Raw genomic sequence first — 24,245 nt, forward strand, 5'->3', positions numbered from 1 at the left:
TTAGAATTCTCTGCGAGCACATTTAAGTTCAGCCGAGCAAACGACCTCACCATCGACTTTTGCCACGCCGTTGAAAAGTGCAATACCTCTGCGTTCTTTCAGAAATTCAACCTCAACGAACAATTGGTCCCCGGGACCGACGGGCTTTCTGAATTTTGCATTATCAATACTTGCAAAATAATATAGCTCATTCTCTTTCGGTGCACCAAAAGTCTTAAATGCCAAAAGGCCCGTCGCCTGAGCCATTGCTTCAAGAATCATGACACCTGGGAAAACAGGAAGCTGAGGGAAATGACCTGTAAACTGAGGCTCATTCACCGACACATTTTTCAGACCGATTAAATATTTCCCTTCTTCATAGTCTGTCACACGATCAATAAGCAAAAATGGGTAGCGATGAGGGAGAAGTGATCGAATCTCAACAATATCCATCGTTTTCTTTTCAGTAGTCAAAGTCATATTCCTATTCATCTACATAAATTAGTCCGGCATTATAAACAAAAAAGGCTCACAGTTCGCGAGCCTTTTTAAATAATGTTGAATTTTCACTCAGATTTCTGTTTTAACTGATCTTCTACAGCTTTCAAACGCTTATGCATATCATCAATCCGGTGAACTCTGGCTGCGGTCTTACGCCATTCTTTATTCGGTTGTAAAGGAATGCCGGATGAGTAAACACCTTTTTCAGGTATACTTCTCATTACCATCCCCATTCCGGTAATGGTTACCCCGTCAGCTATCTCAATATGCCCATTAATGACAACAGCACCACCAATGATACAGTACTTACCAATTTTGGTACTACCGGCAACAATTGTTCCACCCGCCATCGCGGTACCGTAACCGATATGAACATTGTGAGCAATTTGCATCTGATTATCGAGAATCACATTATCCTCAATCACAGTATCATCCAGTGCTCCGCGATCAATCGAGGTACACGCTCCAATTTCAACACGGTTTCCAATCCGGACCGTTCCAAGCTGAGGTATTTTAATCCATTCTCCCCGCTCATTGGCATACCCAAAACCGTCAGAACCGATCACCGTATTGGATTGTACCAGGCACTTATCACCAATCACCACATCGTGATAGACACTAACATTAGCCCAGAGTTTTGTGTCTTTTCCAATCGTCACGTTCTTTCCGACAAAACATCCGGCACCGACAGAAACGTTATCTCCCAACACAGCACCGGACTCGATGACACTATTAGCACCCACTGTCACATTCTCACCCAGAGATACATCCGGAGCGATCGCAGCTGAAGGCTCAATGATATCCGCCGGAGAAGGTGTCGTATCGAGAGCCTGAGCAACCTTTGCAAAAGCGACGTAAGGATCGTCAACCACTAATACATTTCCGGGGCATAAATCACGCTGCGATGATTTCACCATAACCACTGTAGCCTGGCAATCTCCCAAATGTTTTGCATATTTAGGATTTGACAAAAAAGTCACATCACCGTCAGTCGCTCTGTCCATTGGAGCAACAGAAGATACAGTCAAATTACTGTCACCCGACAGTTCTCCACCTGTAATGTTTGCAAGTTCGGCTAAAGTAATCTTCTTAACCATAATTTATTTCAACGCTTTAATGACTTTATCTGAAATATCAAATTCCGGCTTTCCATACTGCATCATCTGAATATCAATCACCAGATCGTAACCCTCTTTTTTAGCTATCTTTGCGACTGCATCCTGAATAATACTGAACAGCTTGCGCTTTTCCTGAGCTTCACGTTTAGCTGAATCTTTGTCTAATGCCTGTGCCTTAATTTTGTATTTGCTATCAAGCTGACCAATCTCAATTCTTAGCTTCTCAACATCATCAGAACTCATCAATGCGCTGTCTCTTTTCAGCTTTTCGATTTTACCCTGCGCTTCTTTCTTAATACTTTCTAATTCATCCGCTTTATCTTTAAACTCTTGTTTCAGTTTTTGCAGCACAACTTCACGTTGAGGAAGCGCCTGGAAAACTTTTCCCGTATTGATATAAGCAATCTTTTGCGCTGCTTCAGCCGCTGTACTCATAAATGCCATGCTGAAGATAACAATACCAACACCAAGCGCTTTAATCAGATTCTTCACAATATATTTCCTCATGTATAAAACTAGAATGTCTTACCAATAGTGAATGAGAAGAACTCTTCATCATCACCGGTATATTTTTTAATTGGTTTAGCGATAGCAAACACCAAAGGTCCCATCGGGGACATCCACTGTAATGCGACACCTGCGGATGAACGATATTTTAAAGGGTCAGAGTAGTCATAATAATATTCCCGACCATAATCAGCACTTTTCTTGCTGTAATCAAACTCAGTATCCCAGACACTGGCCATATCGTAGAACACACTGGTGCGTATTTGGCTCCGCGTCTCATCAGAAACAAATGGTGTCGGTACAATCAGCTCAACACTTGCCAATGCAATCGCATTACCACCGGCAGACTCATTGGTGGCGGTTAATGTGCCATTGTTTGAATCAGCATAACTGTTAAATACGGCTCTGGGGCCAGCAGTATTGGCACCAAAGCCTCTCAAAGTTGAAAAACCACCCGCATAAAAATTCTCATAAAATGGATAAAGGTTTTCATTACCATCCGTTTTCCCATATCCGTTTCCGTATCCCAAACGCCCACGGAGTAACAAAGAGAAATCCTGCTTTTCGGCCAAAGGAATATAATGTCTCACATTATACTGGAGCTTAAAGTATTGAGTATCAGACCCGGGAAGGGTGACTTTATAGGTTGCCCGCTGATAATTACCAGCCGTTGGGAAATATCCTTTATTCAGGTTATTCCGAATCCAGGATAAATTAATATCAAAATCGCCGGTCACAAAACCGACCTTTGAAGAGGTATTTGCATTGACTCCCTGAGACAAAAGGAAGTTTTCAATTTGCAGGTAAGGAGAGAGATTTCCTATCTGGTTATGTGTATAGCCAACTCCAAACGCAAAACGATTCAGTTCATCATAAGGGAATCCCCAAGTCAGATTTACACCGTAGCTTTCGTTGGTATAGTCAACAATCCCGGCTTCAGAAGCTTCAAATTCGTTATAGAAAATTTTCCCGCCTAAGCTCACGCCATCCAGATTCCAGTAAGGATCGTTATAGCTGAAAGTAACATTTTTCTGATAATCATTCATTGTTGCCGAGATACCAACACTATTTCCGCTTCCCAGGAAATTCTCTTGTTGTAACCCGACCTGAAAACTCACACCAGATTCAGTTCCGTAACCAATCCCAAAATTTACACTACCGGAATTAGCTTCTTTGACATTATAAACAATGTCGACCTGATCATCGCTCCCGGGAACCCGGACAGTCTTCACATTGACTGTTTCAAAAAAACCGAGCCTGTTCAGACGTGACTTACCGGTTTCAATAGATTTTGAGTTCAGCCAGCTCCCTTCCATTTGCCGCATTTCACGCCGTAAGACCTCATCTTTCGTCACTGTATTTCCGGTAAAATCAATGTGTCGTACATAAATTCGGTTACCCGGATCAACATTAACGATCAACGACACTTCCTGCTTATCATCGTCAAACTCAGGAATCGTTCTGACCTGTGGGTAAGCATATCCAGACTCACCCAAGACTTTTTTGATACCCGTTTCTAATGCTGTTGCAGCCGAGCCCTGATAGATATCACCTTTATCAAAAGGAACCAGCAGCTTGAATTTATTATCTTCCCCTACCAGATTTCCCCGAAATTTGACGTCTTTAACCCGGTATGGCTTTCCTTCATTTAAAGTCAGCGTGATGTACACTCCCTTCTTATCAGGAGAAATAGAAACCTGCGCAGAATCGACTTTAAACTTCAGGTAGCCGTGATCATAGTAAAACGACTTTAGCTTCTCCAGATCGCCGGCAAGCACCTGCTTTTGATACTTATCACTGGACAAAAAGTTCCACCACGACACATCAGCATGCAAATCAAAACGGGACAAAAGCTCTTTATCATTAAAAACCTTATTCCCGATAAAATTAATTTGCTGAATTTTTGCTGAAACACCCTCAGTGAAAACAAACTTCAAATCAGCCCGGTTACGTGGCAATGGCGTGACCACAGCTTTGACTTTGGCATTATATTTACCAACACTGTAATAGAAATCCTCAAGCCCCTTTTCAATATTTCGAAGTCTTGTTCTGTCCAGTGCCTCCCCGACACGTATCGATGAGGCATCGAGGTTTTCTGTGAGTTGCTCATCTTTAATTGCTTTATTGCCAGAAAAAGAAACACTGGAAATCGTCGGTCTCTCTTTCACTTTAACTTTCAGTACATTCCCATCGCGAAATACGTCAATGTTCTCAAAATTTCCTGAAGAATAAAGTGCTTTCACTAAATCAGCGATATCCTGAGAATCGACAGTATCACCAACACGGACTGGCATTTTTAATAACGCGGCACCAAGCGTTACACGCTGTAACCCCTCAACCTGAATGTTTTTGACAACAAAACTTTCCGCACTATACGCCGGAAAACCACTTACAAGCATCGTAGCCAAAATTAACTTTTTCATCGTCATCGTGATTCGAATTATTCCCTTGTACAACTTGAGCTTTAAGCTGGTTTATTAAAGGCGGGTAAAATCGTTAAATAATGCCACAGCCATCAGTGAAAAAATAATGACGCCACCGATACGGTAGCCTATTTCCTGTACTTTTTCCGGTACAGGATTTTTAGTGACCGCTTCAACAGCAAAAAACATCAGGTGCCCTCCATCCAGCATTGGCAAAGGCACTAAATTAATAATCCCTAAATTAACACTAATCAATGCCAGAAATCCCAAAAAGTACACCAATCCATATTCAGCAGTCGTGCCTGCACCTTTTGCGATAGATATCGGCCCACTAAGATTGTTCAGGCCTACATCACCTACGATGAGTTTTTTCAGCATCGTCACCGTCAGTCCTATGACCTGAACTGTTTTATGGGCTGCTTTACCAACAGATTCCAAAGGACCATATTGCAGCTCATAACGATAATGCGCCGGCCACTCAGCAACTTTCGGTGACATACCTGCAAAACCAACTGTTTCACCATGGCGCAACTCGCGTTGTTCAGGAATCAAGGTCAGTGTAACTTCCTGTTCATTCCTGAAAACAGTCAGCGCCAGGGGCTTACCGGCATGACTTTGAACGACATTCACGATCTGATCCCATGAGGTTATATTCACATCATCAATGCGAATGATTCTGTCTCCTACATGCAAACCTGCTTTTTCTGCAGCGCCATCTTTCATGATATGCGTCAAGGTCGTCAGTACTTTCGGCGAATAAGGTTTAAAACCTAACGCCTTCATTGCAGACTCTTTTTCTGGATCAAAGTTCCACTTATTGAGATTTATATACAATATTTCGCGACTAACAGAATCAGAATCGCTGACCGTCATCGTCATTTGCGCATCACCAATATGCGAAACCAACGCCATATTGACAGATTCCCAGTCACCCGTTTTAACACCGGACACAGCCTGAATTTCCATGCCGGGCAACAGACCTGCCTCAGCAACAATCGACCCTGGATAAACTTCGCCAACCACAGGTTTAACGGATGGCACTCCTATCAGGAATACACACCAATAAGCAAATATTGCAAACAGGAAATTAAATACCGGACCGGCGGCGACAATAGAGAACCGCTTCCATAATGACTGCTGATCAAAGGCGCGGTGTTTTTGGTCTTCGGGGACTTCTTCAACCCGGCCATCAAGCATTTTGACATAACCACCTAATGGAATAATGGCCAGGCTATATTCAGTGCCATCCTTCGCAATACGGGACCAGATGGATTTACCAAATCCAATAGAAAACTTTTCGACTTTAACCCCGCAGCGCCGGGCAACCCAAAAATGACCAAATTCATGGACAGCAACCAAAATGCTCAACGCAATAACAAACGAAATAAAATTCCAAAGTATACCAGTCATCATTGACGCTCTTTCACTATTTTGTTAGCCCATTGCCGAGCTATTTTATCAAGCTCTAACAAACTTTCTATGTCTGTCACCGAGGTCGTAGCTATGGATGCACATACCTTCGATAAGACAAGATCATTAATCGTTGCAATTTCCGTGAACTGAATCTGCCTGTTCAGGAAAGCTTCAACCACAACTTCATTCGCTGCATTTAATGCCGTTGTTGCATGCTGTCCTTCATAGCAAGCATCAATCGCCAGTTTTAAGCAGGGATAACGCTGCTCATCAACCTGAGTAAAACTCAATTCTCCTAAACTAAAAAAATCCAGTGATGATACGCCTGACTGAATTCTTTCCGGATAAGCCATCGCGCATGCAATCGGGGTTGCCATATTAGGCTCTCCCATTTGTGCAAGCACAGAGCCATCTCTGTACTGAACCATTGAGTGTATAACGGACTGGGGGTGAATTAAAACTTTGAGCTGGTCTCTGGTGGTATTAAATAACCATTTAGCTTCGATGTATTCAAGTCCCTTATTCATCATCGTCGCAGAATCAACAGATATTTTAGGTCCCATCGACCAGTTAGGATGTGCAGTCGCCTGTTCAGGGGTCACACTGGAAAGGCAATCCAGGGAAGTATCGCGAAATGGTCCGCCAGAGCCGGTCAGCAATATATGAGAAATCCCATATTCATCTAAATTACAAGATCCTAATGATCTTTGCACATTTTCAGGTAAGCATTGAAAAATAGCATTATGCTCACTGTCTACAGGCAGCAATTCCGCACCATATTCATCAACGGCATCGATGAACAGCTGTCCGGACATCACAAGAGCTTCCTTATTCGCCAGTAATACACGCTTACCAGCCCGGATTGCAGACAGGGTCGGTAATAAACCTGCCGCTCCGACAATCGCTGACATCACAACATCCACATCCGGATGTTGTGCAGTCTCACACATTGCGTGTTGGCCAAACATCACTTCTGTTTTATTTCCCAGTGACAATAACTCTTTTTTCAACACTTTTGCTGAGGCTTCTGAAGCCATGACTGCGTATTCAGGATGATATCTCTGGCATAGTTTCACCATTTTTTTCACATTGGTACCAGCCACCAACGCAAAGACAGAAAAAAGATCAGGGTTCTGTGATACGACATTGAGCGTGCTTGCTCCGATAGATCCCGTTGCCCCTAAAATCGTTATTTTACGCATAGGAAAATCATTCCAAAAAGATTAAGACATAGCATGGCTCAAAATCAGATACATCACTACAATTGAAAATACAAAAAAGCAAAAACAGGAAATGCCGCAGTCAAACTATCAATGCGATCCAGCACACCGCCATGGCCAGGAATCAGGTGACTGCTGTCTTTAATTCCGGACATTCGTTTAAACATACTCTCAACAAGATCACCTAATACAGAAAAAATGACCGTACACAGAATGATAACGAACATACTGCTGTGGCTCGTAAAATGGATATCAAACCAGCCAGACAAAAAGTAAGCAGCAATCACAGCGGTAAAAACACCTCCGGCTAACCCTTCAAGTGTCTTGTTTGGGCTAACACGAGGTGCCATTTTATGTTTTCCCAGAAAACGACCTGCAAAATATGCACCGCTATCAGCAATCCAGACAACAAGGCAGACAAACAACACTAACTTCGCACCATAAGTAAAGTCCTGAGCCATGTCTTCTGTTCTCAGTAACACAACACTCCAGAAAAAAGGCAATAGTGTAAACAGCCCAAAAATCTGCTTTAGCCATTTTGAATGTGACCAATAGCGACTTGAAGCCGGATATGTCATAGCAAAGTAACTCGCCAATACCCACCATCCAGAACCAACCCATAATAAAACGCTGCACAATGGGCTCACATCATGTGTCATAGAAAGTTGCGGGGTCAGCAGATACAAACTTAAGCCACCTAAAATGACGGGTGGAATGAGAGAAGAAATCCGATATTTCAAATCAATAAACTGAGTCCACTCCCAGAACCCCAGCAAAGTAATAAATGAAAGTGCAATGATAAAAATGGTCAGCGGTAGTTTAAAAATACCTAAAACCACTAAAGGGGCCAAAATCAAGGCTGTAATGACTCTTTGCTTCAAACTAAAAACCTTTCTGTTATTTTTCCATCAACGCTTTAATTTGCTCGCCAGTGCATCCAAAACGTCTTTCCCTGTTTACAAACCAGGTGACGGCCTCAATAAAGTGCTCTTCACTGAAGTCGGGCCAGAATACCGGTGTGAAATACAACTCAGCATAAGCAAGCTGCCATAACATAAAGTTACTAATCCGACATTCACCACTTGTCCGGATAAGTAAATCGACTTCAGGCAGATCAGCCATAGACATGAATTGAGACATCGTTGTTTCAGTGATATCAGAAACAGCCAAATCGCCGGAATGTACTTGTTCAGCTATCACTTTGACGGCCTGTGTAATATCCCATCTGCCACCATAGTTTGCAGCAATATTGACAACCATACCTGAATTGCCAGCGGTTAAACATTCTGCATCAGCGATTTTCTTTTGTAATTTAGGGGTAAACCGGGAAATATCTCCGATCACCCTCAATCTGAGATTATTTTTATGTAATTTCTTCACTTCCGTAGAAAGTACATAAATAAACAGATCCATCAGGACGCCGACTTCTTCTTCAGGACGGCGCCAGTTTTCACTGCTGAATGCAAACAAAGTAACAGCCCTGACCCCGAGACGGGCAGCTGTGGCAATGGTTTTCCGAACCGCTTTTACACCATTTTGGTGGCCGAACACACGGGGTTTTCCCTGAGCTTTCGCCCAGCGACCATTGCCATCCATAATTACCGCAACATGCTGAGGTAACAAATCAGGCGAGAGTTGAGAATTCTGCATAAGAAATTACTTTTATTTGCAAGTATCAGAACAAAGGCGCCATGCGGTCACAAAGCGCCTTTTCTGTTTTGAACATTTAATAATTATAATTAAACATCCATCAGTTCTTTTTCTTTTGCTGCAAGCACTTCGTCAATTTTCTTAACGGCAGCATCAGTTAATTTCTGAACATCTTCCTGAGCCTTGCGTTCTTCATCTTCAGAAATTTCTTTATCTTTCAATAATGATTTAAATTCATTGTTTGCATCACGACGAATATTACGAACAGCAACACGCCCGCCTTCAGCTTCACCACGAACAATTTTCACAAGATCTTTACGACGTTCTTCTGTCAACGGAGGCAGAGGAACACGAATAACGGTTCCGGCAGACATTGGATTCAAGCCCAGATCTGACATCATAATTGCTTTTTCAACTTTAGGCGTCAGCTCTTTATCAAATACAGTAATTGCTAACGTTCTGGCATCTTCAGCGACGACGTTTGCAACCTGATTTAATGGTGTCATCGCACCGTAATATTCAACTGAAATACTTGCTAACAAACTGGGGTGAGCTCGTCCGGTACGGACTTTTGATAAATTATTCTTTAACGCCTCAACACTCTTATCCATGCGGTCCTGAGCGTCTTTTTTGATTTCATTGATCACAATATCACCTTAATTCTCATTTCACTTGCCAAATTACAACTGTGAGTTGCAAATAAGTGTACCTTCAGCCTCACCCATGACTACCCGGCGTAATGCGCCAGGCTTATTCATATTAAAGACACGGATTGGCATCATATGATCTCTTGCCAGTGTAAAAGCGGCTAAGTCCATCACTTTCAATTCTTTTTCGAGCACATCTTCATAATTCAGCTTATCATACAACTCCGCCTCAGGGTTTGCCACCGGATCGGCACTGTAAACTCCGTCAACTTTTGTCGCTTTGAGAACTACATCCGCTTCAATTTCAATACCACGTAAACAAGCTGCAGAATCAGTTGTAAAAAATGGATTTCCGGTGCCAGCCGAAAAAATCACAACACGCCCCTGGCGTAGCTGACTGATCGCATTTGCCCAGTTGTAATCATCACAAACACCATTCAAAGGGATCGCAGACATCACTCTGGCATTCACATAAGCGCGGTGAAGAGCGTCACGCATTGCAAGGCCATTCATCACGGTTGCCAGCATACCCATATGGTCACCGACCACACGATTCATCCCGGCTTTGGCCAGCCCGGCTCCACGGAATAAGTTGCCGCCACCAATTACGACGCCAACCTGAACACCCAGCTCAACTAACTCTTTTACTTCCTGAGCCATGCGATCAAGTACAGCAGGATCAATTCCAAAACCTTCTTCACCTTGTAACGCTTCTCCACTGAGTTTTAACAAAATGCGCTGATACGCGGGTTTAGGGTTCGTTGTCATGGTGTATTCCTTCCCAAGAGAATTATTCATTAACCGTCATGAATTCAGACTTCACAATATAAAATCTTAATTCATCACGCTAAATACTGATTTTTATCGCGAAAAGACCGCAGCAACTGCCACGGTCTTTCTCTTATTTCGTGCTTACACAAAAATTAACCTTTTTGTGCCATTGCAACTTCTTCAGCAAAGCTCAAGCCATCTTCTTTCTCGATGCCTTCACCAACTTCAAGACGAACAAAGCCAGTGACTTTAGCGCCTTTTTCTTTCAGTACTTCACCAACAGATTTCTTTGGTTCCATAACGAAAGCCTGACCAGTCAAAGAAATTTCACCCGTAAATTTCTTCATCCGGCCAATCACCATTTTTTCGGCGATTTCAGCAGGCTTGCCTTCGTTCATCGCAATCTCTACCTGAACTGCTTTTTCTTTTTCAACAACTTCAGCAGGAACATCATCAGGAGTCAGATAGTCAGGACGTGAAGCAGCAACGTGCATTGCAATATGCTTCAGTGTTTCAGCGTCGCCTTCACCAGCAACAACAACACCGATTTTCTCACCATGGCGGTAAGACGCAAGTGCAGTACCTTCGATATACTGAACCCGGCGGATTGTGACGTTTTCACCAATTTTAGCAACAAGTGCAACGCGTGTTTCTTCAAATTGTTCCTGAAGCGCTTCAACTGTCGCTTTAGATGTCAGAGCAGCTTCTGCAACATCATTCGCAAACGCGACAAAGTTAGCATCTTTTGCAACGAAGTCAGTTTGACAGTTCACTTCAAGAAGAACAGCAACACCGTTACTTTCTTTGATTAAAATCGTACCTTCAGCAGCAACATTACCTGCTTTTTTAGCAGCTTTTGCAGCACCGCTTTTACGCATATTTTCGATTGCAAGTTCGATATCGCCGTCAGTTTCAACAAGCGCTTTCTTACATTCCATCATACCTGCGCCAGTACGTTCACGCAGTTCTTTTACCAGAGCAGCAGTTACAGCCATTCTCTATTCCTCGATTCTTTCTGGATATGCTAAAAATTAGGGGCCTTCAACCGGCCCCTAATACTAACTATAACCTAGTCGATGTTTCACTACTGTTGCGCATCGATCTAAGTGTGACTAAGAGCCGTAATTATTCAGCTTCTACGAAACCGTCTTTCTCAGCAACCACAGCAACATCTTTGTTACGACCTTCTGTGATCGCTTCAGCAGCAGCATTCAGGTAAAGCTGAACAGCACGGATCGCATCATCGTTACCTGGGATAATGTAGTCAACACCGTCTGGGTTAGAATTCGTATCAACAACAGAAAATACTGGAATTCCCAGATTGTTCGCTTCTTTTACTGCAATGTGCTCGTGATCAGCATCAATAATGAACAGAGCGTCTGGCAGACCACCCATGTCCTTGATACCACCAAGAGATTTTTCAAGCTTTTCCATTTCACGGGTACGCATCAGCGCTTCTTTCTTGGTCAGCTTTTCAAATGTGCCATCAGTTGACTGACTCTCAAGGTCTTTCAGACGCTTGATTGACTGGCGAACAGTTTTCCAGTTTGTTAACATACCACCTAACCAGCGGTTATTAACATAATACTGGTTGCTGGCAATAGCAGCTTCTTTTACTGATTCAGATGCAGCGCGCTTTGTTCCCACAAAAAGAACTTTACCTTTTTTCTCACCAATTTTACCCAGTTCTGCCAGTGCTTCGTTGAACATTGGTACAGTTTTTTCCAGGTTAATGATGTGAACACGGTTACGTGCACCAAAAATGAATGGCTTCATTTTCGGGTTCCAGTAACGGGTCTGGTGACCAAAGTGAACACCAGCTTTCAGCATATCGCGCATTGATACAGTTGCCATTTATTAATCCTCTATGGGGTTAGGCCTCCACATTCCCCGTATTTCCGACTTTCGTGACCTGCACGGAAGCACCCCGGAAAACGTGACGAAATGTGTGTGATTTAAATGAATGATTAATGAAATGCAGAAACACATTGTTTAGCTGCATTCCGGCGCGCTTTATATCATATAACCCGGTTCAGAAGCCAGAAAAAATTGTTACAACAACCGGAAACATCTCCCGGTAATAATAATTATTATTCAGCCTGGTTTCTTGCGCTCTACTCTTCGACTGTTAAAATACAGCCAATCAGCACAACAGGTGCATAATAACCAGTAGAGATTATCGATGTCTGTCAATATAAAAAATGCGGAAGAAATAGAAAAAATGCGGATTGCAGGCAAGCTTGCAGCCGATGTACTTGAAATGATTGAGCCTCATGTAAAATCCGGAGTCACTACAGAAGAGCTCGACCAAATCTGTCATCAATATATTACGGAGACTCAGGAAGCCATTCCGGCCCCGCTCAATTATCACGGCTACCCTAAATCTATCTGTACTTCAATTAATCACATCGTCTGCCACGGAATTCCAGCCACTGAAGACGGTCAGTTTGGTCAATATACCCGCCCGGCAGTATTAAAAGATGGTGACATACTGAATATTGATATCACCGTCATCAAAGATGGCTATCACGGTGACACATCAAGAATGTTTTTAGTCGGTGATGTATCGCCGGCAGACAAACGCTTGTGCCTTGTTGCCCAGGAAAGTCTCTATCTGGCAATGAAACTTGTCAAACCCGGTCTTCGTCTGGGTGAAATAGGAACGGCTATTGATAAGTACATAAAAACAAACAATAAAAACAACCCCCGGATGAAGTTTTCTATTGTGAAAGACTACTGTGGTCATGGTATTGGCGCGGGCTTTCACGAAGATCCACAAGTTGTTCACTACAAAAACAGTGACAAAACGGTTCTGCAGGCGGGTATGACTTTCACAATAGAGCCTATGATTAATGCCGGAAAATTCGGCTGTCGGCTTGATGAAGATGATAACTGGACCGTCTATACCGCGGATGGTAAAAATTCAGCTCAATGGGAACACACCATTCTTGTGACAGAGACTGGCTGTGAAGTCTTGACATTGAGAAGTGACGAATCCATTCCCCGTATAATGCACAATAATTAAATGTATCTGACAAACGGGTGTCGCACCTTTGCCGGAAACAAACTATCAATTTAAGCAATAACATGCATGGACGCATCACTATGTATCAATCACCTCTCGATTTAACTGACAAGCAAATTAATGTTCAATCGCTGAAAGAACAGCTCGATACATTTGGCAATTACCAGAAAGAGCTGTTTCTGACCCGCCACGCCATCACAGATTTGGTGTTTGGTCGTGCAGAATATATGGATCAATTACTTCAGCGTTTATGGAAACACTACCATTTTAATCAAATCGAACATTTGTGTCTGGTTGCTGTGGGAGGATATGGCAGAAAAGAACTTCACCCATTATCTGATATCGATATCCTGATTCTTGCAAAAGATAGCTTTCATCCGGATATCCAGGCACAAGTGAGTGAATTTATTACATTACTGTGGGATTTAAAACTCGAAGTCGGTCATGCTGTCAGAACAATTGAAGAGTGTACAGAAATTGGACAAAAAGATTTAACTGTCGCCACCAATTTGCAGGAAGCCCGTTTAATCAGTGGGTGTGAAGAGACATATTATCGCTTAAAGCTTCAGGTTCATTCGGAATCATTTTGGTCAAGTGAATCCTTTTATAAAGCGAAGATACAGGAGCAAAAAGCACGTCATGCCCGCTATCATGACACGACTTATAATCTTGAGCCTGATATTAAATCCACTCCCGGTGGATTAAGAGATATTCATACGCTGAGCTGGGTCGCCCGACGCCATTTCGGAGCAACATCCTTACTCGAAATGAGCCGGCATGATTTTCTGACAGATGCTGAGTACAGAGAGCTTGTTGAATGTCAGAATTTCTTATGGCGGGTCCGGTTTGCTTTGCATCTTGAACTAAAACGATATGACAACCGGCTTACATTTGCACATCAGGCTCAGGTCGCCGAACATCTCGGGTTTCATGGTGATCACAACCAGCCGGTAGAAATGATGATGAAGGAGTTCTACCGCACATTACGCCGGGTTGCCGAACTAAATAAAATGCTCCTGAAATTATTTGATCTGGTCATATTGGGTGATGAAAAAGATACAACGCCTCATCTCATTAATGATGATTACCAAATCACATCAAACCTGATTGAAGTGCGACAAAAAGAGCTTTTTCAGGACAATCCTGCCGCCATCATAGATATGTTCATCCACATTGCGAATAACTCTTCAATTGAGGGGGTGGCACCAGAAACAATGAGACAATTGAGATCGGCCCGCCGTAAGTTAACTCAGTTTTTACATTGTCTGCCTGAAGCCCGTGAGAAGTTCATGCAGCTCGCCAGACATCCCAATGCGCTGCATAAAGCATTCACCCTGATGCATCGTCATGGTGTTCTGGCAGCCTACTTACCGCAATGGAGCCACATCGTCGGACAAATGCAGTTTGATCTGTTCCATGTATATACTGTGGATGAACACAGTATCCGCCTGCTAAAATATATCCACCTTTTTGAGGACTCCAATAATTATCAACGCCATCCAATCTGCTGTGAAGTCTTCCCACGACTTCCCAAAAAAGAACTTCTGATTCTGGCAGCAATTTTCCATGATATCGGGAAAGGCAGAGGTGGGGACCATTCTGAGATCGGTGCAGTTGAAGCCTATGATTTCTGTATTGAACATGGTTTATCAAAACCAGAAGCCAGATTAGTCTCCTGGCTGGTAAAAAACCACCTGTTAATGTCTGTGACAGCTCAAAGGCGGGATATTTATGATCCTGATGTCATTATTGAGTTTGCCAAAACAGTCCGCGAAGAAGAATACCTTGAATACCTTGTCTGCCTGACAGTTGCAGATATCTGTGCAACAAATCCGGAACTATGGAACAGCTGGAAAAGGACACTGCTGGCAGAACTGTTCTACTCAACACAACGGGCATTAAGACGGGGACTGGAAAACCCGGTCGATGTAAGAGACCGTATTCGCCATAACCAGCAATTGGCATCCGCTTTGTTGAGAAAGGAAGGCTTTGTCGCACGGCAAATTGATAACTTATGGCAGCGCTTTAAAGCCGACTATTTTTTACGGCATAGCCATAAACAAATTGCCTGGCACAGTGCTTCAATACTCAATCATCAGTCACCGGATGAAACACTCGTACTTGTCAGCGAACAATCGACAAGAGGCGGTACTGAAATATTTGTTTATACCCGGGATCAACATGCTTTGTTTGCTGCAATTGTTGCAGAACTCGATCGCAGAGGATTAACCGTCCATGACGCACAAATCATGGCCAGCAGAGATGGTTTTGTTCTGGATACGTTTATCGTTCTTGATCAAAATGGTCAATCCGTCGATCCGGAACGACACAGCACAATTATTAAAAATCTTCAGTCTGCAATAGCACTTGAAACTCCGGCTCTGGACAAAACCCGCCGGACACCAGGGAACTTAAAGCACTTCACGGTAAAAACTCAAATTGATTTCTTGCCAACCAAAAGCAAGAAAAAGACTTTGCTGGAATTTGTCGCTCTGGATACACCCGGGCTGCTGGCGAATGTTGGAGCGACATTTGCTGAACTGGGACTGGATATTCATGGTGCCAAAATTACAACAATAGGTGAAAGAGCTGAAGACTTATTCATTATTACCGGGAAAGAGCATGGGAAATTAACGCAAGAGGAAGAACAACAAGTGAAAGATGCACTAATTAAGAGCGTGAAAACACTGCTTCCCAGCTAAAAAAACAGATGAATAGCGATCCAGACCACATCTTAAATGAAAGTAAAAAATAGGGACTACCTCATTGTCAGATAGATTGATAAAGTGGTGGACAGTTTATGCACAGCGAAAGAGGTAGCCAGCCTATGTATCCCCACCTGAAAAGTTTAGGTATTCATGAACCAGAGGAAATTGAGCGCTATACAATCCGGCAGGAAGCCTTAAAAGATGTACTGAAAATATACTTTCACAAACAAAAAGGCGAGTTTTTCGCTAAAAGCGTGAAATATAAATACCCAAGGCAGATCAAAAATGTACTGGTAGACAGTGGAAGCCACCAATATAAAGAGGTGACTGAAATTAACCGAAACTTAATGCTGACCTTAGATGAATTAAACCAGATTACAGGCCCGGACAGAACTCAGGATATTGATCTGAAAGAAAAAATCCTGACAGATTTACATCATCTGGAAAAAGTCGTTGCAAGTAAAATTGCAGAAATCGAAGCCGATCTTCAAAAGCTGAAATAGTCGCTTGTCTCCGTGACAGGCAGGACACCCGTTTTCCTGCCTGTTACCTGAAATTTATCCGCCGGCCACTGTGCCATCTATACTCAGAAAGCCTGAAGATACACAGGTACATAGCCGTGTATTGATGATTATCTGCTTGACTTATATACAAGCACTCTTATAATCGCGCCCCCGCCAGGTTTCAACTTGTGTGGCATAACTTTACGACATCGTTTCTGACTGAAATCAACAATGCATCATATGATGTATCGAATGGCCAGCATGGCGACGATTTCCATCACATCACCCACCAACTTCACTTCAAAGGAGTCAATTCTATGGCTATTGGTTTCGACTTTGGCACCTCTAACTGTTCCGTTGCCCACATCATTGACAAGCAGGTTCATGCCATTCCTTTAGCTCAGGATGAACTTTACATCCCATCGACAATGTGTGCTCCCAGCCGGGAATATATCTCTGAATATATTTATCGTTGCTTAAATATATCGCCTTCGGATACAGCCGGAGAAAATTTATTGCGGCGAGCGATCAATATAAATCAGCAGGATGGACTGGAAGTACATTCGGATGAAGTCTTTTTCGGTCAGGAGGCTCTGGATCTGTATTTAGATGATCCAAGACATGTCTATTATGTCAAGTCTCCTAAATCATTTCTGGGAATTATTGGACTGAAAGATACACAGCTGGCTTTTTTTGAAGATTTAGTTTGTGCCATGATGACAAACATAAAGCAGAAAGCTGAAGCAAAGCTGGCGGCAGAAATCACAGAAACCGTGATTGGCAGGCCAGTGAATTTCCATGGCAGAAAAGGGGATGAATCAAATCGCCAGGCACTAAGTATATTGAACAAAGCCGCATCACGCGCAGGCTTCAAACATGTTGAGTTTCAGTTTGAACCAGTGGCGGCCGGTCTGGATTATGAAGCGACGCTCAATACTGACAAGAATGTGTTAATTGTTGATATCGGCGGAGGAACAACAGACTGCTCAATGATTCAGATGGGACCCCGCTGGCACGGCAAATTTGAGCGTAATGAAACACTTCTGGGCCATACCGGTCGCAGAACAGGCGGTAATGATCTGGACATTTTTATCACTTTCAGAAAATTCATGCCGGAATTCGGTTTTGGATCACAGCAACTTTCAGGCTTACCGGTTCCTATACCGCAATTCTGGAACTGTATTGCTATCAATGATGTAGAAGCTCAGCGGAAGTTTTATACCGTGGAAAACCTTCGGCAAATCAAACAACTCTGGAAAAATTCCGGGCATCCGGAAAAATTGAACCGTCTCATTCATGTCCATCAGGATACTTTGGGACACAGCCTTGTCAGGGAAGCAGAAAAAGCCAAAATAGCACTTGCGGGACAAGAGAGCCATTCAGCTATGCTGACGATTGGTAAAGAAAATCTGATGATTCCACTGACTCCGGAAGCAATTACCACAGCCATCGAAGAGCCAGTGAATAAAATAAAACGGCTGATAGAAGAAGTATTGGTACAGAGCGCGATCAAACCGGACGTAATTTATATCACCGGAGGCTCAGCCAGATCTCCAATCCTCCGTGAAGCAATCAAAAGTGTATTACCCAATACTGAAATTGTCAGTGGCAACTACTTTGGTTCAGTGACTGCAGGATTAGCCCGCTGGGCTGACTTATGCTTCCGGTGATAAAAGATAAACACACTCCAGAAAACAAGAACAAATCAGACATAAAAAAGCATGAGCAGGAATAAAGAAATTCCTGCCATGATGCCCGCTACGATATCATCCAGCATGATACCCAAACCACCTTTGACATGCTGGTCCAGCCAGCCAATCGGCCATGGTTTCACCATATCAAAAAATCTAAACAGCACAAAACCAGCCAGTATCCAGTGCCAGTCACCTATATTTTGTCCTGAATACTGAACAACCGACATTGTAATCCAGAACCCAACAAACTCATCCCACACAATGGCACCGTGATCATGAACTCCCATATCATCTGCGGTCTTTTGACAAATCAGCCACCCCGCGAACGACGAACAAATAATCACCGCTATATATAAGCCCAACGATAAATGACTGAACGCCAGATAAAAGGGAATCGAGGCAAGTGTTCCCATTGTTCCGGGTATCACCGGAGACAAACCACTCCCAAAACCAGTTGCCAGCAAATGCCAGGGATTTTTCAACCGGATACAAGCTATAGGATTACTCATTCATTCACCTTAAAATGATCATAACCACTTAATGTCCAGGGCAAAGGTTGCCCCTGATCATGCAGCACAATTTGGTTTGCTGAATTTACCTGTCCAATACAGGTAAATTGTGTATGAGTCTGCCTGGATATTCCGTCAAGGAGATATGTCTTTTCCTGTGGCACAGTAAAGCAAAGCTCATATTCTTCACCACTGGTCAGTGCATACTGACGGGCCAGCGTTAAATCATCATTCAAATACTGTAATAGCACTTCAGATACCGGAAGCTGACTGACATCAATGCTGACACCAACACCGGAAGCTTTTGCAATATGCCGTATATCAGAAACTAAGCCATCTGAAATATCGATTGCTGATGAAGCGATACCTAATAATGCCTGACCGGCAAGCACTCTGGGTGCAGATAAATAATGCCGTTCTTCCAGAATTTCATGATCTGGCCCGGCGTCAGAACGGTCAGAAAGTATCAATTCAAGGCCTGCTTTACTGTCCCCTAAACAACCGGTGACATACACCCAGTCCCCTACAGCTGCCCCAGTCCGGAGCAAGACGTTATCTTCCGGTACAAAACCATGCACAGTCAGAGAAATACTGAGAGGCCCTTTCGTTGTATCACCGCCAATCAGCTGAATATCATATTCGTCGGCCAGACGAAAGAAAGCATCACAAAATGACTGGAGCCACGGCTCATGAACTTCAGGTAAAGTGAGTGCCAGTGAGCACCAGGCCGGTGTTCCCCCCATGGCAGCTAAATCACTGAGATTAGATGCCAGCGCTTTGTGTGCGATCCAGGCAGGATTTGCACCAGCGACAAAATGAGTCCCTTCCACCAGTGTATCGGTGCTGATCACCAGTCTGACACCTTTCGGGGATTTCACAATGGCACAGTCATCACCCAGCGCCAGATGAACATCATTTCTGTTCATCTGGCGCTGATAAAAATACTTCCGGATTAAATCAAATTCACCACGCATACAAAATTCCGGCTAAATTTTATGTCTGATCCAATGATAAAAAAGGTCAGCATATGCTGACCTCTGATACTTTTTCAATACAGCACTTTCGGAAGTGCCTGTACGTCATAAGTTACTTTTTACGAACATGTGGTGCAGCTTTATCAAGCACCCCATTGATAAACTTATGGCTGTCTTCAGCTGCAAAACGCTTCGCCAGCTCAATCGCTTCATTGATGACCACTTTATAAGGCACATCTTCACGACGAGTCATTTCGTACATTGATAAACGCAGCAAAGCTAACTCCATCATGTCCAGATCCTGCATAGGACGGGAAACATAAGGACGAAGTTTGGAGTCCAGCTCCATATTGTGATTGACAACGCCGACTAACAGATCTCTGAAATAATCAACATCTGTTTCGGGAGATTGAAGTGACGGCTCTGATGAACGGTGTTCTTCATCATCATATTTATCACCAGCAAGAAACTGGGATTCAATCGTCGCGACATTCTCTTTAGTCACTTGCCATGAATAGATAGCTTGCAATGCAAACTGACGTGCATTACGTCGTGCGGCTGGTTTCACTCGGGCCCCCATTAAGAATCAATAGCAGAAAGAACATTAATCATTTCAAGCGCACTTAATGCAGCCTCTGCACCTTTATTACCAGCCTTGGTTCCTGCGCGTTCAATAGCCTGATCAATGGTATCAACGGTTAACACACCGAAAGCCACCGGAAGACTATATTCCAGCGATACCTGAGCCAGACCTTTATTACACTCGTTACAAACATAGTCAAAGTGAGGTGTTCCACCACGAATCACAGTACCGAGAGAAACTATTGCGTCAAATTTTCCCGTTTTTGCGACACGCTGAGCAACCAGAGGTAACTCGACAGCCCCCGGACACCGTACAACTGTGATATTGTCATCGGCAACCTGTCCATGACGTTTCAGCGTATCAATTGCCCCAGAAAGCAAACTTTCATTAATAAAGCTATTAAAACGTGAAATGACTATTGCTATCTTAGCATCAGGTGCAGGGAAGCCTCCCTCGATCATTTTCATCAACTTTCCTTCAACTCTGTCCACCAGTGAGAATCGACGGATTCTAGCACAATTTTGTGAGCAATATCTAATAGTATTTCCCGTTAACCGACCCTGTTAACGGGTAGACTTACTGCGACATAACTACTCACAGATATACTCAGTCACATTCAGCCCAAAGCCGCCTAAAGCGTGATATTTTTTGCTGGCAGAGGAGAGCAATCTCATATCATGCACCCCAAGGTCAGCTAAAATCTGCGAACCGACACCGACTCGTCTTGATGTGCCCTGCTTTTTAGCCATGGACGGTGCTTCACCCTTATCCTGTAATTCGTACATTTTGACACGGTGCATAATTAAATCGGATGATTCTTCATTGCCCAGTAACACCAGAATGCCGCCTTCCTGAGCAATCCTTTCCATCGCAGCCTCAACACTCCAGCTTCGGTCCGCATTCCGGTCACTGCAAAGCACATCCGTAAAAGTATCAATCAAGTGCACCCGGACCAGAGGAACTTGTTGTGAATCGCTTTCTTTAATCAGTGCATAGTGAATCTGGTTATCAATCACATCCCGGTAAGTCACCAGTTCAAACTCACCATAACGGGTCGGCAACTGACAACGGGCGACACGTTCAATGGTTGTTTCCGTATTATTACGGTATTCAATTAAAGCAGCGATCGTGCCCAGTTTGATACCGTGTTTGTCGGAAAATTCCTCTAAATCAGCACGCCTTGCCATCGTTCCGTCTTCATTCAATACTTCGACAATCACTGATGCCGGCTCCATTCCGGCTAATCTGGCCAAATCACACCCGGCTTCAGTATGACCAGCACGGGTTAACACACCGCCATCCTGAGCTGTCAGAGGAAAAATATGACCGGGTTGTACCAAATCAGAAGCCTTCGCGTCTTTAGCGACAGCAGCAAGAACGGTTCTCGCACGATCTGCGGCAGAAATCCCTGTCGTTACCCCTTCAGCAGCCTCAATTGAAACAGTAAAATTAGTGGAAAACTGAGCACTATTGTCCTGAACCATAGGTGGCAACCCTAATCGCTCACAACGATTTCTGGTCAGCGTCAGACAAATCAGGCCCCGGCCATGAGTCGCCATAAAATTAATGACTTCTGGTGTGACATGCTCAGCAGCAATAATCAGATCACCTTCATTCTCCCGGTCTTCATCATCCATCAGAATGACCATTTTACCCTGACGGATATCATCAATAATTTCCTGGGGACTGCTAATTGTCATCGTTATTATCCTTAGTCGTTCGGGTTAGCACTCAGCATAACCATGATGGTTACGCAAAACCATTTTGTTGTAAAAATTCTAAAGTAACAGAAGATGCAGGCGTATTACCGTCTTTTTCCGATACATCACTTTTTGATTCAATCAATCGCTCTAAATATCTCGCCATAATATCAACTTCCAGATTAACGACTCTGCCGGGCATAAAAGACTGAATCGTTGTTTCTGAAGAAGTATGAGGAATAATTGTCAACCTGAATGCATCTTTCCTGACGGCATTGACCGTCAGGCTAATCCCGTCAACAGTTACCGAACCTTTTTCAGCGATATATCTTGCAATCTCAGCAGGCATTTTAATCCAGAACTCGATGGCTCTGCCGGACTGAGTACGCTCAATGACTTCGCCAACACCATCAACATGACCGGAAACGATATGACCGCCGAACCGGGTTGTCGGCAACATGGCTTTTTCTAAATTCACCAAATCCCCGGCCTGAGCTCGGGCAAACGCTGATTTATTTAATGTCTCCAGTGATAAATCAGCCTGGTAACTATGCTCTGTTTTGTGGATAACAGTCAGGCAAACACCATTGGTTGCTATACTGTCTCCAAGCTGAACATCAAACATATCCAGTGAACCAGCACCGACGTCAATCCGGATATCTTCACCTTTCGGGATAATCGCCCGGATAGTTCCAACCGCTTCTATGATACCTGTAAACATAAACTAACCTTTATACTCGGGAACTGCTGTAATGCGGATATCAGGACCAACAGAAGATACATCTTTTATATCGAATTTCGGTACATCTTCCATTCGTTCAAGCCCCAAAGAACCAAATAACCCATGACCATCACTGCCCATAATTTTAGGTGCAATATATAGAATCAGCTCATCCACCAGACGGGATTTCAGGAGGGAACCCGCAAGTGAAGCTCCGGCTTCAACCCAAACATGGTTCACTTGATACCGCTCAGCAAGCTCTTTCATCGTTTGTGTTAAATCCAGTCCGCCATGATCAGACAACAACACATTCACATCTGAGTCTTTCAACCCAACGGTCAGTACCTGTCCTCCGGTACGATACAAATTCAAACCAGCATGTAAGCGATGATGCTGGTCAAGGATCACCCGAAGTGGTTGCCTGACTGATTCGGCAGGATAACTAACTGATTCAGGTAATTCCCGGGCCCGAACGGTTAAGGATGCATTATCAGTGATCACTGTCTGACTGGTAGATAATATCGCCCCGGCCATCGCCCGGTAGCGCTGAACATCACTTCTGGCCTGTGGTGAAGTAATCCACTGGCTCTGACCGTTCGAAAGCGCGGTTTGCCCATCAAGGCTGGCTGCCATTTTTAACTGAACCCATGGCAACCCGGTGGTCATCTTTTTTATAAATGCCGGATTTAATAAAGCAGCTTCCTGCGCCAGAAGGCCACTGTGTATCTCAATACCGGCCTCCCGAATCATCCGGATCCCACGTCCGGCAACTTCGGGATTCGGATCCTGCATCGCACAAATCACTTTTTTTACACCAGACTGAATTAAACCAGCCGCACAAGGCGGTGTCCGGCCATAATGAGAACAAGGCTCGAGTGTGACATAAGCAGTTGCGTTTCTGGCTTGGTCACCAGCCATCCGGAGTGCATTGACTTCCGCATGCGCATCTCCCGCGCGGAGGTGAAAGCCTTCACCAACAATCTGTCCGTCCCGAACAATCACACATCCGACATTTGGATTTGGTGCGGTGGTATAAATCCCTTTTTTGGCCAACGCAATTGCTCTCGTCATCATCAGATAATCGAACTGCGTAAAAAGCGACATTCATCTATTCCTTAATCTTCAAGCCTGGCAATTTCTTCACCAAATTCCCGAATATCTTCAAAGCTTCTGTAGACAGAAGCAAAACGAATATAGGCAACTTTATCAAGTTCCTTCAGTTGTTCCATCACAAGATTACCAACCAAATCACTGGGAACTTCTCTTTCACCTGTCGCCCTGAGCTGAGACTTAATTGTACTGATCGACAAATCAATTGAATCAGCACTTACCGGACGCTTCTCAAGTGCTTTCAACATCCCTTTGACCATTTTCTGCTCATCAAAAGGTTCCCGGTTTCCATTTGATTTAATCACCCGGGGCATCACCAGCTCTGCGGTTTCGAATGTTGTAAAGCGCTCATGGCAGGCAAGACACTCTCTTCTCCTGCGAACCTGATGACCATCGGAAACCAACCGGGAATCAATGACTTTGGTTTCATTTTCAGAACAAAATGGACAATGCATGCCACCTCCGTTTCACTGACATTAAATATCAAAA

24 protein-coding genes are annotated in these 24,245 nt (G+C 43.7%); 4 read left to right on the forward strand and 20 right to left on the reverse strand.

The features are described 5' to 3' along the window. The 12 genes from fabZ to rpsB form a co-directional block, all read right to left on the reverse strand. On the reverse strand, positions 1-432 hold the full coding sequence (gene fabZ / locus OCV29_RS14075; protein WP_175561510.1) for a 3-hydroxyacyl-ACP dehydratase FabZ: 432 nt from the start codon (positions 430-432) through the stop codon (positions 1-3). A gap of 113 nt (positions 433-545) precedes the next feature. Continuing rightward, entirely contained in the window at positions 546-1,577 is a 1,032-nt protein-coding gene (gene lpxD, locus OCV29_RS14080) for a UDP-3-O-(3-hydroxymyristoyl)glucosamine N-acyltransferase (RefSeq protein ID WP_073602493.1), read from the reverse strand. 3 nt (positions 1,578-1,580) lie between these two features. Further along, entirely contained in the window at positions 1,581-2,090 is a 510-nt protein-coding gene (locus OCV29_RS14085; RefSeq protein ID WP_073602494.1) for an OmpH family outer membrane protein, read from the reverse strand. Between the two features lie 23 nt (positions 2,091-2,113). Further along, complete coding sequence (gene bamA, locus OCV29_RS14090) at positions 2,114-4,534, reverse strand: outer membrane protein assembly factor BamA (RefSeq protein WP_073602495.1); 2,421 nt, start codon at positions 4,532-4,534, stop codon at positions 2,114-2,116. 48 nt (positions 4,535-4,582) lie between these two features. Further along, positions 4,583-5,938: a sigma E protease regulator RseP gene (gene rseP / locus OCV29_RS14095; RefSeq protein ID WP_073602688.1), complete on the reverse strand. Its 1,356-nt coding sequence runs from the start codon at positions 5,936-5,938 to the stop codon at positions 4,583-4,585. After that, entirely contained in the window at positions 5,938-7,143 is a 1,206-nt protein-coding gene (gene ispC, locus OCV29_RS14100) for a 1-deoxy-D-xylulose-5-phosphate reductoisomerase (protein WP_073602496.1), read from the reverse strand. Before ispC ends, rseP begins: the two co-directional genes overlap by 1 nt. Before the next feature lie 56 nt (positions 7,144-7,199). Then, positions 7,200-8,042 (reverse strand): phosphatidate cytidylyltransferase, encoded by an 843-nt coding sequence (locus OCV29_RS14105; protein ID WP_073602497.1) that lies wholly within the window; start codon positions 8,040-8,042, stop codon positions 7,200-7,202. A gap of 16 nt (positions 8,043-8,058) precedes the next feature. Continuing rightward, on the reverse strand, positions 8,059-8,811 hold the full coding sequence (gene uppS / locus OCV29_RS14110; protein WP_073602498.1) for a polyprenyl diphosphate synthase: 753 nt from the start codon (positions 8,809-8,811) through the stop codon (positions 8,059-8,061). Positions 8,812-8,900: 89 nt separating this feature from the next. After that, positions 8,901-9,458, reverse strand: a complete 558-nt coding sequence (gene frr / locus OCV29_RS14115) for a ribosome recycling factor (protein WP_073602499.1) — start codon at positions 9,456-9,458, stop codon at positions 8,901-8,903. A 33-nt stretch (positions 9,459-9,491) separates the two neighbouring features. Next, positions 9,492-10,226 (reverse strand): UMP kinase, encoded by a 735-nt coding sequence (gene pyrH, locus OCV29_RS14120; protein ID WP_073602500.1) that lies wholly within the window; start codon positions 10,224-10,226, stop codon positions 9,492-9,494. Between the two features lie 155 nt (positions 10,227-10,381). Then, positions 10,382-11,224 carry a translation elongation factor Ts gene (tsf, locus tag OCV29_RS14125; protein WP_073602501.1) on the reverse strand — a complete coding sequence of 281 codons (843 nt, stop codon included), beginning with the start codon at positions 11,222-11,224 and terminating at the stop codon, positions 10,382-10,384. Positions 11,225-11,354: 130 nt separating this feature from the next. Further along, the gene (gene rpsB / locus OCV29_RS14130; RefSeq protein WP_073602502.1) at positions 11,355-12,083 is read right to left on the reverse strand and encodes a 30S ribosomal protein S2; all 729 of its coding nucleotides are present in this window, start codon (positions 12,081-12,083) and stop codon (positions 11,355-11,357) included. A gap of 328 nt (positions 12,084-12,411) precedes the next feature. Between rpsB and map the strand changes: the two genes are divergently transcribed. The 4 genes from map to yegD all read left to right on the forward strand — a co-directional run bounded on the left by map (position 12,412) and on the right by yegD (position 18,135). Then, complete coding sequence (gene map / locus OCV29_RS14135) at positions 12,412-13,254, forward strand: type I methionyl aminopeptidase (RefSeq protein WP_073602503.1); 843 nt, start codon at positions 12,412-12,414, stop codon at positions 13,252-13,254. 80 nt (positions 13,255-13,334) lie between these two features. Then, positions 13,335-15,956, forward strand: a complete 2,622-nt coding sequence (gene glnD, locus OCV29_RS14140; RefSeq protein WP_073602504.1) for a bifunctional uridylyltransferase/uridylyl-removing protein GlnD — start codon at positions 13,335-13,337, stop codon at positions 15,954-15,956. Positions 15,957-16,081: 125 nt separating this feature from the next. Continuing rightward, positions 16,082-16,465, forward strand: a complete 384-nt coding sequence (locus OCV29_RS14145) for a DUF3461 family protein (RefSeq protein WP_073602505.1) — start codon at positions 16,082-16,084, stop codon at positions 16,463-16,465. 317 nt (positions 16,466-16,782) lie between these two features. Continuing rightward, positions 16,783-18,135: a molecular chaperone gene (gene yegD, locus OCV29_RS14150; RefSeq protein WP_073602506.1), complete on the forward strand. Its 1,353-nt coding sequence runs from the start codon at positions 16,783-16,785 to the stop codon at positions 18,133-18,135. Positions 18,136-18,170: 35 nt separating this feature from the next. On the opposite strand, the gene pgpA is transcribed toward yegD, so the two are convergent. From pgpA to nrdR, 8 genes are all read right to left on the reverse strand, one after another. Beyond that, the gene (gene pgpA, locus OCV29_RS14155; protein WP_073602507.1) at positions 18,171-18,668 is read right to left on the reverse strand and encodes a phosphatidylglycerophosphatase A; all 498 of its coding nucleotides are present in this window, start codon (positions 18,666-18,668) and stop codon (positions 18,171-18,173) included. After that, complete coding sequence (gene thiL / locus OCV29_RS14160) at positions 18,665-19,642, reverse strand: thiamine-phosphate kinase (RefSeq protein ID WP_073602508.1); 978 nt, start codon at positions 19,640-19,642, stop codon at positions 18,665-18,667. Before thiL ends, pgpA begins: the two co-directional genes overlap by 4 nt. 112 nt (positions 19,643-19,754) lie before the next feature. Continuing rightward, positions 19,755-20,222 (reverse strand): transcription antitermination factor NusB, encoded by a 468-nt coding sequence (gene nusB, locus OCV29_RS14165; protein ID WP_073602509.1) that lies wholly within the window; start codon positions 20,220-20,222, stop codon positions 19,755-19,757. Beyond that, positions 20,222-20,692, reverse strand: a complete 471-nt coding sequence (gene ribH, locus OCV29_RS14170; protein ID WP_073602510.1) for a 6,7-dimethyl-8-ribityllumazine synthase — start codon at positions 20,690-20,692, stop codon at positions 20,222-20,224. Before ribH ends, nusB begins: the two co-directional genes overlap by 1 nt. Before the next feature lie 123 nt (positions 20,693-20,815). Then, a complete protein-coding gene (gene ribBA, locus OCV29_RS14175; RefSeq protein WP_073602511.1) occupies positions 20,816-21,925 on the reverse strand; it encodes a bifunctional 3,4-dihydroxy-2-butanone-4-phosphate synthase/GTP cyclohydrolase II in 1,110 nt (369 codons plus the stop codon). Positions 21,926-21,974: 49 nt separating this feature from the next. Next, complete coding sequence (locus tag OCV29_RS14180; protein WP_073602512.1) at positions 21,975-22,646, reverse strand: riboflavin synthase; 672 nt, start codon at positions 22,644-22,646, stop codon at positions 21,975-21,977. A gap of 3 nt (positions 22,647-22,649) precedes the next feature. Then, positions 22,650-23,750, reverse strand: a complete 1,101-nt coding sequence (gene ribD / locus OCV29_RS14185; RefSeq protein WP_073602513.1) for a bifunctional diaminohydroxyphosphoribosylaminopyrimidine deaminase/5-amino-6-(5-phosphoribosylamino)uracil reductase RibD — start codon at positions 23,748-23,750, stop codon at positions 22,650-22,652. 11 nt (positions 23,751-23,761) lie between these two features. Next, a complete protein-coding gene (gene nrdR / locus OCV29_RS14190; RefSeq protein ID WP_073602514.1) occupies positions 23,762-24,211 on the reverse strand; it encodes a transcriptional regulator NrdR in 450 nt (149 codons plus the stop codon). Positions 24,212-24,245 lie beyond the last annotated feature (34 nt).

This window comes from Vibrio aerogenes (assembly GCF_024346755.1).
In the GTDB taxonomy this organism is placed as follows: Bacteria; Pseudomonadota; Gammaproteobacteria; order Enterobacterales; family Vibrionaceae; genus Vibrio; species Vibrio aerogenes.

Bases quoted from the DNA above. Each gene is read 5' to 3' on its own strand.
- fabZ (WP_175561510.1), bottom strand. From the start codon at position 432: ATGGATATTGTTGAGATTCGATCACTTCTCCCTCATCGCTACCCATTT.
- lpxD (WP_073602493.1), bottom strand. From the start codon at position 1,577: ATGGTTAAGAAGATTACTTTAGCCGAACTTGCAAACATTACAGGTGGA.
- bamA (WP_073602495.1), bottom strand. From the start codon at position 4,534: ATGACGATGAAAAAGTTAATTTTGGCTACGATGCTTGTAAGTGGTTTT.
- rseP (WP_073602688.1), bottom strand. From the start codon at position 5,938: ATGACTGGTATACTTTGGAATTTTATTTCGTTTGTTATTGCGTTGAGC.
- ispC (WP_073602496.1), bottom strand. From the start codon at position 7,143: ATGCGTAAAATAACGATTTTAGGGGCAACGGGATCTATCGGAGCAAGC.
- uppS (WP_073602498.1), bottom strand. From the start codon at position 8,811: ATGCAGAATTCTCAACTCTCGCCTGATTTGTTACCTCAGCATGTTGCG.
- pyrH (WP_073602500.1), bottom strand. From the start codon at position 10,226: ATGACAACGAACCCTAAACCCGCGTATCAGCGCATTTTGTTAAAACTC.
- tsf (WP_073602501.1), bottom strand. From the start codon at position 11,224: ATGGCTGTAACTGCTGCTCTGGTAAAAGAACTGCGTGAACGTACTGGC.
- rpsB (WP_073602502.1), bottom strand. From the start codon at position 12,083: ATGGCAACTGTATCAATGCGCGATATGCTGAAAGCTGGTGTTCACTTT.
- map (WP_073602503.1), top strand. From the start codon at position 12,412: ATGTCTGTCAATATAAAAAATGCGGAAGAAATAGAAAAAATGCGGATT.
- glnD (WP_073602504.1), top strand. From the start codon at position 13,335: ATGTATCAATCACCTCTCGATTTAACTGACAAGCAAATTAATGTTCAA.
- OCV29_RS14145 (WP_073602505.1), top strand. From the start codon at position 16,082: ATGTATCCCCACCTGAAAAGTTTAGGTATTCATGAACCAGAGGAAATT.
- yegD (WP_073602506.1), top strand. From the start codon at position 16,783: ATGGCTATTGGTTTCGACTTTGGCACCTCTAACTGTTCCGTTGCCCAC.
- pgpA (WP_073602507.1), bottom strand. From the start codon at position 18,668: ATGAGTAATCCTATAGCTTGTATCCGGTTGAAAAATCCCTGGCATTTG.
- thiL (WP_073602508.1), bottom strand. From the start codon at position 19,642: ATGCGTGGTGAATTTGATTTAATCCGGAAGTATTTTTATCAGCGCCAG.
- nusB (WP_073602509.1), bottom strand. From the start codon at position 20,222: ATGGGGGCCCGAGTGAAACCAGCCGCACGACGTAATGCACGTCAGTTT.
- ribH (WP_073602510.1), bottom strand. From the start codon at position 20,692: ATGAAAATGATCGAGGGAGGCTTCCCTGCACCTGATGCTAAGATAGCA.
- ribBA (WP_073602511.1), bottom strand. From the start codon at position 21,925: ATGACAATTAGCAGTCCCCAGGAAATTATTGATGATATCCGTCAGGGT.
- OCV29_RS14180 (WP_073602512.1), bottom strand. From the start codon at position 22,646: ATGTTTACAGGTATCATAGAAGCGGTTGGAACTATCCGGGCGATTATC.
- ribD (WP_073602513.1), bottom strand. From the start codon at position 23,750: ATGTCGCTTTTTACGCAGTTCGATTATCTGATGATGACGAGAGCAATT.
- nrdR (WP_073602514.1), bottom strand. From the start codon at position 24,211: ATGCATTGTCCATTTTGTTCTGAAAATGAAACCAAAGTCATTGATTCC.